The following is a 10,955-nucleotide window of genomic DNA, read 5'->3' as shown; positions in this document are numbered from 1 at the left end:
GCCTAATTTAAAGGCTAAGGTGTAATCTCGTTGTGTGCGCTTACGGCTTGAGTTAATTGATGTTGTCATAAAGAAATCCTCTTTATGTCAACGTATTTCAGGACGAGACACAATCAACAAAAAAGCCTGAGTCTGACTCAGGCTTTTTTGTTAGTAAACCGCATAAAAACTACAACCGCATGGCAAGCTCGGCGCCTTGGCGAATGGCACGTTTTGCATCGAGCTCGGCGGCCACATCGACACCGCCAATCAAGTGCACAGGAATACCCGTTGCTTTCATCTCATCGACTAAGGTGCGGTTAGATTCTTGTCCGGCGCAGAGGATAACATTATCCAAGGCCAACACTTCGGTTTGCTCGCCAACGCGGATATGCAGGCCCGCATCATCAAACTTGTCATAGCTGACGCCGGTTTTCATCTTCACATCGTGCTGTTTTAGCACTAAACGGTGGATCCAGCCGGTGGTTTTACCTAAGCCTTGACCCATCTTAGAGGTCTTACGTTGTAACAGATAGACTTGTCTATGATCGCTATTATCGACTTCAGGCTCGGCTAACCCACCCGCATGCTGATATTGCTTGTCTATACCCCACTGCTTTAACCATTTTTCAGGATTAAGCGTACTCGACTCAGATTCGCAGAGGTAATGCGCCATATCAAAGCCGATACCGCCTGCACCAATCAGGGCCACTTTGTCGCCAATCGTGGCTTGGCCCGTCAGCACCTGTTGATAATCCACCACTTTGGGGCTATCAAAACCTGGCAAGCTTAACTCACGCGGTACCACGCCGGAAGCGATAACAATTTCATCAAACGTTTCGGTTTCCAGTACCTTAGCATCTAAACGGGTATTTAAGCGCAAGTCGATTTTATGCAGTTTGATTTGATTGAGGAAATAACGAATTGTCTCGTTAAACTCTTCTTTTCCTGGGATTTTACGAGCCAGATTAAACTGTCCACCCACCTCGGATTTCGCCTCAAAGAGCACCACTTCATGACCGCGCATCGCCGCATACACTGAAAATGCCATCCCAGCGGGACCTGCGCCCATCACTGCGATACGCTTCTTGTTACTGGTGGGTAAAAAGTTAATTTCGGTCTCATAACAGGCACGGGGGTTGACCAAGCAAGTGGCACGTTTCAGAGAGAAAGTATGGTCCAAACAGGCCTGATTACAGCCGATACAGGTATTGATAAGCTCTGGCGTGTTGGCCGCCGCTTTATTCACAAATTCAGGATCGGCTAGGAACGGCCGGGCCATTGACACCATATCCGCTTGACCAGAGGCAATGATTTGCTCGCCAATCTCAGGCGTATTGATACGGTTTGTGGCAATCAGAGGCACTGAAACCGACTTTTTAAGTTTTTCAGTCACCCAAGCAAAGGCGCCGCGAGGCACGCTAGTCGCAATGGTTGGCACACGGGCCTCATGCCAGCCAATCCCGGTATTGATAATCGACACCCCAGCATGCTCAAGCCACTTGGCCAGTTGCACGACTTCGTCCCAAGTGGAGCCGTTATCGACTAAGTCGAGCATGGATAAGCGGAAGATAATGATAAAGTCTTTGCCCACTTTGGCGCGAATCGCATTCACAATCTCAATCGGGAATTGTGCACGTTTTTCAAAACTGCCGCCCCATTCATCGGTGCGGGTATTGGTTCGCAAACTGATAAATTGGTTGATCAAATACCCCTCAGAGCCCATCACTTCAACGCCATCGTACCCCGCTCTTTTCGCTAAAGCGGCAGAACTGGCGTAATCCTTAATGGTGGCGCGTACTTGGCGGCTCGACATGGCCGAAGGTGTAAAGGGAGTTATAGGCGACTTAATTTTACTCGGCGCCTGCGAAAAAGGATGGTAACCATAGCGCCCCGCATGCAGGATTTGCATACAAATTTTACCGCCAGCCTCGTGCACCGCTTGAGTCACAATGCGGTGTTTACCGACTTGCCAGGGAAAACTCAGCTGACACGCATGGGGAGTCAAACGACCACGTAGGTTGGGTGAGATACCGCCGGTGACAATTAAACCGACGCCGCCTAACGCGCGCTCTTTATAAAACGCTGCCAGTTTCTCAAATCCGCCCTTTTCTTCTTCTAAACCCGTGTGCATGGAGCCCATTAACACACGATTTTTGAGCTGGGTGAATCCCAGATCTAAGGGTTCTAATAAATGGGGAAACGACATTCAAACATCCTTTTTAAACAAGTGATTTAAATGAGCATACCTTGAGTCAAATGTAAGCTCAACTGTTGCTAGGGGGTTAAAAGTTAAAATCCTTTACAATTGTGTTTAGCCAGTGAGGGGATTTTCAGTTAGCATTGGCACATTCGATAAGCAAAGGAGTGGCTAATGTCCGCTAACCCATCGTTTTTCAAGAGAATATGTTTATTTATATGGAACACCCTCAACGGGATCCGTAAATTCATACTCAACCTGATTTTTTTTGGCTTCCTCGCCATCATCCTCATTACCATTGGCAGCAGTGAAGATATTCAGGTCGAAGATAACTCAGCATTGGTGCTTAATCTGGCGGGCTCCATTGTCGATCAAAAACAGCAGGTCGACCCGATTGAAGCCGCACTTAAACAAGGCAATAACGGCAGTAGCGATGGCGAAATCCTGCTGGCAGATATTATCTATGTGATTGATAACGCGGCGCACGATAACAGGATCAGCACGATAGTCTTAGACTTAGCCGAGCTAAAACGCGCAGGGATCAGCAAATTACAATCCATTGGCGATGCCTTGAATCGTTTTAAAGAAAGCGGCAAAAAGGTGGTGGCAATTGGAAACTATTACGAGCAAAACCAATACTTTCTTGCCAGCTTTGCCGATACCATTTACCTCAATCCCCAAGGCAGCGTCTCCCTCGATGGCTTAAGTATGTATAACCAATACTTCAAGTCTGCCCTTGAGAAGCTCAAGATAAAAGCCCACATTTTCCGCGTCGGCACCTTTAAATCCGCAGTAGAACCATACATGCGTGACGATATGTCGGATGCGGCCAGAGAAGCCAGTAGCGCCCTACTCGCCGATGTTTGGCAGAGTTACACTCAAACCGTGGTGGAAAATCGCCAAATCGATGCCAATACCTTAGTGCTCGACTCGGCAAATTACCTCGCGCAACTCGATAAGGCCGAAGGCGATTCCGCCACTATGGCCATCAATATGAAATGGGTCGATACATTAGCGACCGACGAAGAGTTCCGTAAAGTCATGCTCGATAGCGTGGGGAAAGAGAAGTCGGGTGACAGCTTCAAACAAGTCAGCTTTTACGACTATTTAACCCTAGTGACGCCTCTGCCAAGCTTCGTTGAGCAAGACAGTGTTGGCATTATCGTTGCCAGCGGTACTATTTTAAATGGCAGCCAACCCGCCGGCCAAATCGGTGGTGATAGCACTGCAGAGCTGTTACGCAAGGCGCGATTTGATAAGCATATCAAAGCGCTAGTACTTCGCGTCGACAGCCCTGGCGGTAGCGCCTTTGCCTCAGAGCAAATTCGCCAAGAATTACTCGCCCTCAAAGCAGCGGGTAAACCAGTGGTAGTGAGTATGGGTAGCCTTGCGGCGTCCGGTGGCTATTGGATTTCGGCCAGCGCCGATTATATCTTCGCAACCCCAACCACACTGACGGGTTCTATCGGGATCTTTGGGATGATCACTACTTTCGAAGATTCACTCGCCAGCTTAGGCATTCATACCGATGGTGTATCGACCTCAGAATGGGCAGGTTTGTCAGTGACTCGTACCCTCTCGCCACAAATCGAATCGGTTATCCAGCGCCATATCGAGCGTGGCTATTTAGACTTTATATCTCTGGTCGCTAAAGAACGTAAAATGACCTTAGAACAAGTGGATAGCATCGCCCAAGGCCGTGTGTGGAGTGGTAAAAAAGCCCTAGAGTTAGGTTTAGTGGATGAGCTTGGTGATATCGACCAAGCCGTTGCTAAAGCCGCTAAACTTGCGGATTTAAGCCTGTTCGACACCCGTGTGATTGAGCAAGAGCTCACGCCTGAGCAGCGTTTTGTACAGCAAATGTTTGCCTCTGTGTCGGCCTATTTACCCGCGTCACTCAGCCATTCAACACTGCTTGAGCAAATGCTGGCGCAATGGACGGGCAACTTAAAGACCATCGCGGCCTTTAACGATCCTAACCATGTGTATGTGTATTGTGACAGCTGTGCTATCAACTAACACAGACTCAAGATGAAAGACACAAAAGCCCGATACTTCGGGCTTTTTTATTGGGTTTATGCCTGCAAAATCGTATAATTAGCTCACTTGCAGCTAAGATAACGACAAGAATGACTAAACGCTCCATTTACGTCGCCTATACGGGCGGCACCATAGGCATGCAAAAAACCGCGAATGGTTTTGCTCCGGTGGCGGGTTTTTTGACCCAATGCGTCCAATCCATGCCCGAGTTTTACCATGACGAAATGCCTGAGTTTGTGATCCACGAGTACTGCCCGCTCATCGACTCATCAAACATGGCACCGACCGACTGGCAAATGATCGCCGATGATATCAAGGCCAATTACGATAAATACGATGGCTTTGTGATCCTCCACGGCACAGATACCATGGCCTACACCGCATCGGCCTTATCCTTTATGCTTCAAGGTCTGTCAAAGCCTGTTATTGTCACTGGCTCACAAATTCCTTTGGCACAGCTGAGATCCGACGGTCAAACCAATCTGCTCAACTCTTTGTATATCGCCGCTAATTATCCGGTGGCGGAAGTGTGTTTGTTCTTTAATAACAAACTGTTCCGTGGCAATCGTTCTACCAAAGCCCACGCGGATGGCTTTGATGCCTTTGCCTCACCAAACTTCCCTTTACTGCTTGAAGCAGGGATCAAAATTAATCTGCGAGCAGGTAAAATTGCCACCCCAAGCGATAAACCGTTAGAAGTGGCTAATATCAGCCCACAGCCCGTCGGTGTGGTGACTCTCTATCCTGGCATTTCGACGCAAATTTTTGAGAATATTCTGCAGCAACCCGTTAAGGCGCTCATTTTACTGACCTTTGGCGTGGGCAATGCACCGCAAGATAAGGCATTACTCGATACCCTAAAGCAAGCGGATGAGCGTGGAATTGTGTTGGTGAACCTAACTCAATGTTTCCAAGGCAAAGTGAATATGGGCGGCTACGCTACGGGCAATGCCCTCGCCAAAGCGGGGGTGATCAGTGGTGCAGACATGACCATTGAAGCCGCACTGGCGAAGTTGCATTATCTGCTGTCGAAAAACCTAAAGCCGAGCGAAATTAAAACTGCCATGTTGCAAAACTTGGTTGGTGAGCTCAGCCCCGACTAAATATCGAAACGCTGCGCATGAAAAAGCCCACATTAGTGGGCTTTTTATTGTTGAAGCATCAACTTCTGCGATTACAGTTCGTCAGCTTTAAACTCGGCAATCGACTCGCCACGGAATTGTTTCTTCAACTCCGCCTTCGACAGCTCATTTAATTTTCCACCGGCAGCTATGGTGAAATGCTCCGTTTGATCTAAGCGACGCGCCTGATAGAGCATCACCACTTGAAGAGTCGATTCACGCTGGGCTTCGGTCAATACAGTGCCATCTTCCCATTTGCCTAATTCAGCGGCGCTACGCAGCCTTTCATAGACTTCTTCGGGCATTTGGTCGATTACTTGATTAATGTCGGTCATACACTCTTTCGCTTATGTAATACGATTCTAACGCGGGTAATTAAATAGCCCACAAAACCAAAGACAAAACAGATGGCGCCAATGGTCGCGCGTAAGCCTTCGGCAGGCTCACCGCCCCAAAACCAAATCACTACCCCAGCAATAAACAGCGTCATGGCGACAAAGCTTTGGTTCATTAAGCTGCTGGATTTTTGGATATGACTGATCCGAGCGAGCGAGCTATTGTCACCATTGGTTTTTGCCTCACAATGCGGGCAAGCTGGCGCTTTGCTCGACATACGTTTTCGGCAGATTGGACATTCGATTAATGCCATAGTCGCACCTATCTTAACTTATCAACCACGGCGAGCATGGCAATCAATGACGCTTCGCCTAAATAAATACTGCGCTCTGGTGACCAACCCACAAACGGATCCTGCAGATTGTTGTTGTCTTTAAAAGGCATTTCTAAAGTGTTCGATAAGCAATCGAAGGTTTGCGCTACCCAATTAGAGGCCACGGTCAAGTTGGCTTGACCAGGTTCGTCTTTAGCGTAACCAAACTCGGTTTGGAAATCGGCACTGGCCAAGGTTAATGCCTGACTAAAGTCAGCTTGCAGCTGTGCCAATCGCTCATTGTAAGCTGGCACGCCCTCACAACCCGCGAGGAATACATAGGGCAGACCTTCATCACCATGGACATCGTAAAATAAATCGACGCCCGTTTGCTGCATCTTATGCACTACATGGTAGACCTCAGGGCTTCTTTCTAAGCTCGGGGTTTGCCATTCACGGTTAAGGTTAACCCCAATCGCATTGGTACGCAGATGACCTCTTACGCTGCCATCCGGGTTCATGTTAGGCACAATGTAAAAATTTGCTTTATCGAGCAACGCTTTTGCTGTTGGACAATCATTATCCAGCAGACGATTCACTAAGCCTTCGACTAACCATTCCGCCATGGTTTCACCGGGATGTTGCCTTGCTGTGATCCAAATATTGCGTTTATCAGGATTGCCATCGCCCACTTTCATCAGGGTGATATCACGGCCATCTAAGGTCAGACCTAAATGCTCAAGATTAACATCGGGATGCAATTGTGCGTTGCTGAGAAGATCTAAATGACGCTCATAGCTGTAGGGCGCAAAGTATGCGATTTGAATCGCATCACAATCAAGCGCTAACTGAATGCTCAGTTTGCCGTCGATATATTGGGTTGGCACACGGAACCAATGTTGGCGATCGTAGCTGGCGACCGCGTGATAATCTTGCCAGCCCTTAGGATAGGAAGCCGTGCCCGCATTGATGATATTCAAGGTGTATTGATTACCCACCTCACCTTCGAATCGGAAGTTGAACCATTGATAAAACTCACCGCCCGCATCGGGACGGATTGCCAGTTGAATATCGTCTTTATTATCAAGATTAATGACTTGGATATTTCCGCCATCAAAATTGGCACTGATCCGCATAATGATTCCTACTTGGTTATTCATGTGAGGGTAATGATGCTAAATGCACATCTGCTTTAATGCCCGTTAGAATAAACCAAATCCGTATCAGGGGAAAATGAAAGCGACTAAAATTGCCTAAGAAGCCAGCAGTCGCGCTTTAATTCATCAGTGCCAAGTTTGTTAGCCTTTCACTACACATCAAGCAGAAAAACTGTATCCTTGACCACGGACCGTGTTGATTAATGTCCGCGGTAAACGGGTATTTGCCAGTTTGCGCCGCGTGTTACTGATATGCATATCTAAATTGCGATCGAATCGGCCTAAGTCCTTCTGCAACACCGATTTTTGCAATTCCTGCTTAGTGATCACTTGCCCTTTACGTTCGAACAGATATTTAAACAGCCTAAACTCGGTTTGCGTCAGTTCCACGGCATTTTTACCTATGGTGATCCTATAGGCGGCTTCATCGAATTTGACTGGCTGAGCGGTCGCCTGCTCGATTGCCATTTGCGCCATGGGACGGGGAGATAATCGCCGCTCAAGAGCATGCAGACGCACTAGTAACTCTTTAATGCTAAAAGGTTTAGTTAGAAAATCATCCGCACCAAGCTCGTAACTTCTGATCCTATCTTCCTCGTTGTCACGGGCAGAGAGCATCATAATCGGCGTCATACAGTCTCTCGCCTCTAATAGGGAAAAACCATCCATTTGTGGCATCACCAGATCGAGCATAATAATGTCGGGTATAAAACTTCGGATCCGTTTCAGCCCTTCAATGCCATTTACGGCACATTCAACCTCATGTCCCTGTGTTTTCAGCGCCTCAGTTAACCAAACTCTGAATAATGGATCATCATCGACTAACAGTATTTTACTCATCCCTAAACACCAAACGAGAATCAATATCATTTATGTTACCATAACTAAAAATATGTCTCTAGCGTTAGAAGATGATTAAAAATCAGTTTTAGCTTAATTGTGATCAAGTTGGCAGCAATAGATAACCACTTGTAACCTTTTGCACCAAAACAAAAAAGCGCCCGAAGGCGCTTTTCTAGGCTGAGTTCTAGTTAATATTAGAACTTAACAGTTACACCACCGTAAATAGTACGGCCGATAGTATCGTAAACTTCTGGAACAGTACCGCCATCACTACCGTTAGATACGGTCAATGGTTTTTCATCGGTAAAGTTCTTCACGCCTAAGCTTACAGTTGCCATATCATTGATATGGTAAGTACCAGAAATGTTGTGATACAGGATATCACCCACTTTGTTACCTTCGCTCAGGTCACGCATGTCGCCGATATAACGGTTGAAGTACATTACGCTCCAATCGTCTTGACCAGCAGAGATGCTGAAGTTGTTACGTACGCGAGCATATGCACCGAAGTTACCATCGATAGTGCCGGTATAGTTTTCACCATCCTGCTCAAACTTCACTAAGTAAGTGGTATCGTTGACGACTTTCCAATCTAAGCCAATCAGCTCGAAGTTGTAGGCTAAGTTGAAGTCGATACCGCTAGTGTCTTGTGAACCTACGTTAGTTAACGCGTTGGTTAAGTTATCCAAATCGCCATTAGGGCCGATATTGAAAGTTTCACAAGCTGTTTGGTCACCAGCATAACAAGCATCTAAACCAGCTTGAGTATCCATACGCGCAATGGCGTTGTCTACTTTGAAGCGCCAGTAGTCAAGTGTCACTGACATACCATCGAGGTAGCTTGGTGAGTACACTAAACCAGCAGTGTAAGACTCTGACTCTTCAGGTTTCAAATCTGGATCTGAAGTACGGTTTACTAAGATTTGTGGATCTTGAGCATTACCCCATGGATCATCTAAGTAGTCATATGAACCAGAGTTACCACCATATAGCTCAGCTACGCTTGGAGCACGGAAACCTGTTGCAGCTACGGTACGAACCATCAGCTCGTCAGTGGCATTGTAAGTTAAACCGATTTTCCAAGTAGTTGCTTTACCGAAAGTTGAGTAATCGTCTAAGCGCAGAGCAAATTCACCCGTTAGTTTTTCGGTGAATGGTACGCTAACTTCTTGGAAGATAGAGATAACGTTGTAGTTACCATCAGTTGGATCTTGTTGAGCAGAAGTACTCTCACCTGCGATAACCACTTCGTCTGGCGTGTAGAAACCACTTTCACGACGGTATTCAGCACCGATAGCGAAACCTACCGCACCAGCGCTCAGGTCGAATAATTCACCGTTCAGACCAGCAGACAGTGTTTGTTGCTCGTTACCGCCTTTCGCTTCTTCTGTGTAGCTAATGTCATTGATCATTTGCTGAGTTAATGGTGCACCACTGAACCATGCATCTGGACTTGCATAGATTGAGGTAGCCATATCAGAAGCATTGATTGAGTTTTCTACAGCAGTTTTAGCTTGGTTTTTACCGTAGGTGTAAGTGACATCCCAGTTCATACCAGTATGTACATCTAAAGTACCCGCTAAACCACCAGATAAGCGCCAAGTGTCAGTATCTTGAGTATAGATACGTGGACCTACGTCATTGGTACGGCGACGGTAGTTTACTAAACCTTTGTCGTCAGCTTTGATGCCAGCAGCAGTCATTGCGCTGTCTAAAGTGACACAAGGCTCACCTGCTGGCACATGTGGGTCACCACATACGTTCAGCATAATGTCTGCAGGTTGAGCAGCCATTTGCTGATTTGAGCGACGGTTAGTGTAGATAGCATCAGCGGTTAATACCACATCGTTACCTAACTCTTGAGTCATGTTTGCGAACAAACTACGACGCTCGCTTGGCGTTTGGTAGTAGCTATCTTGTGTAAAGTCATAGCCATAAGTACGGTTTACCCAGTTACCGTTAGCGTCTTGAACTTTACCGCCTAACGAACCTGTTGGGATGAATGAACTTGCACCTGGCTCAGTCCAGCTACGGTCACCTTGGATCACACCACGACGATCTGAGTAAGCTGCACCAAAAGTGTAGTTACCACCATCGGTGTTAAAGCCATACAGTGCACTCACATCACCGTTTTGACCGTCACCTTTATCGGTACCGCTGCCGTTGAAGTCTAATTGGAAACCATCGAAATCTTTCTTAGTGATGATGTTCACTACACCGGCAATCGCATCAGAACCGTATACCGCTGAAGCGCCGTCTTTCAGGATTTCAACGCGAGCGATCATAGCAACTGGGATAGAGTTTAAATCCACAGCACTGTCAGCACCTGAACCAGAGTTCACCATGCGACGGCCGTTTAATAGCACGAGAGTACGTTGCGAGCCCATACCACGTAAGTCAACTTGTGCAACACCATCAGCACCGTTGTTTGTGGTTGAACCAATCGCAGCACCCGCCATTGAAGTTTGAACTTGTAGCATTTGGTCTACAGAGGTAAAGCCTTCGGCTTTGATTGCAGCAGCATCAATAACGGTAACAGGAGAAGCTGTTTCCATATCTTGACGTTGAATACGTGAACCCGTGACTTCAATACGCTCAACTTTTGCAGTTTCTTCAGCTGCAAATGCGCTTGATGCTACAAAGGTACCAGCAGCAATTGAGCTAACGACAGCTAAATTAATAGCCGACGCAACTTTGGTTCTTTTGATCATGAATGAATGCTCCCTAGATCTTACTATTATTTTTATGCTTACAGCTTGTACAACAATTTGCTGTACGACTGTTGCGCTTGATACTGAGGATTCACTTTCATTCAGTCAATCTTCATTTTTTTAACCTTAAAAACTATTTTGTTTATTATTTTGCCTCTTATTGTAAAATATTTGTTTAATTGCAATCTTGAATGCTAACTCACTTCTATTTACAGCATTAAAAACCGTATAACCCAGTAATTAATAGCGATTAAA

General features: G+C 46.6%; 8 protein-coding genes and 1 pseudogene. 2 read left to right on the top strand and 7 right to left on the bottom strand.

Annotation, left to right across the window (positions count from 1 at the left end; genetic code table 11):
- Both L2713_RS18880 and L2713_RS18875 read right to left on the bottom strand, forming a co-directional pair.
- Positions 1-69, bottom strand: a pseudogene (locus L2713_RS18880) (valyl-tRNA synthetase); the annotation flags it as partial.
- Between the two features lie 100 nt (positions 70-169).
- Positions 170-2,188, bottom strand: coding sequence for an oxidoreductase (locus L2713_RS18875; RefSeq protein WP_248968943.1), 2,019 nt, complete (start codon positions 2,186-2,188; stop codon positions 170-172).
- A gap of 165 nt (positions 2,189-2,353) precedes the next feature.
- Between L2713_RS18875 and sppA the strand changes: the two genes are divergently transcribed.
- The gene (gene sppA / locus L2713_RS18870) at positions 2,354-4,198 is read left to right on the top strand and encodes a signal peptide peptidase SppA (protein WP_248968942.1); all 1,845 of its coding nucleotides are present in this window, start codon (positions 2,354-2,356) and stop codon (positions 4,196-4,198) included.
- A gap of 110 nt (positions 4,199-4,308) precedes the next feature.
- Positions 4,309-5,322 carry an asparaginase gene (ansA, locus tag L2713_RS18865; RefSeq protein ID WP_086903976.1) on the top strand — a complete coding sequence of 338 codons (1,014 nt, stop codon included), beginning with the start codon at positions 4,309-4,311 and terminating at the stop codon, positions 5,320-5,322.
- Between the two features lie 71 nt (positions 5,323-5,393).
- Here ansA and L2713_RS18860 read toward each other — a convergent pair whose 3' ends face one another.
- The 5 genes from L2713_RS18860 to L2713_RS18840 form a co-directional block, all read right to left on the bottom strand.
- Positions 5,394-5,675: a YeaC family protein gene (locus tag L2713_RS18860; protein ID WP_011716957.1), complete on the bottom strand. Its 282-nt coding sequence runs from the start codon at positions 5,673-5,675 to the stop codon at positions 5,394-5,396.
- Positions 5,672-5,989, bottom strand: a complete 318-nt coding sequence (locus tag L2713_RS18855; RefSeq protein WP_039977219.1) for a hypothetical protein — start codon at positions 5,987-5,989, stop codon at positions 5,672-5,674. Before L2713_RS18855 ends, L2713_RS18860 begins: the two co-directional genes overlap by 4 nt.
- An 8-nt stretch (positions 5,990-5,997) precedes the next feature.
- Entirely contained in the window at positions 5,998-7,125 is a 1,128-nt protein-coding gene (locus tag L2713_RS18850; RefSeq protein WP_011716955.1) for a M14 family metallopeptidase, read from the bottom strand.
- Between the two features lie 180 nt (positions 7,126-7,305).
- Positions 7,306-7,986, bottom strand: a complete 681-nt coding sequence (gene ssoR, locus L2713_RS18845) for a response regulator transcription factor SsoR (RefSeq protein ID WP_248968941.1) — start codon at positions 7,984-7,986, stop codon at positions 7,306-7,308.
- 197 nt (positions 7,987-8,183) lie between these two features.
- Positions 8,184-10,700, bottom strand: coding sequence for a TonB-dependent receptor plug domain-containing protein (locus L2713_RS18840; protein WP_248968940.1), 2,517 nt, complete (start codon positions 10,698-10,700; stop codon positions 8,184-8,186).
- Positions 10,701-10,955 lie beyond the last annotated feature (255 nt).

It is taken from the genome of Shewanella seohaensis, from assembly GCF_023283775.1.
Classification (GTDB): Bacteria; Pseudomonadota; Gammaproteobacteria; order Enterobacterales; family Shewanellaceae; genus Shewanella; species Shewanella seohaensis.
Note: the sequence above shows the minus strand (reverse complement) of the source record. Positions and strands in the feature narration are given on the sequence as shown.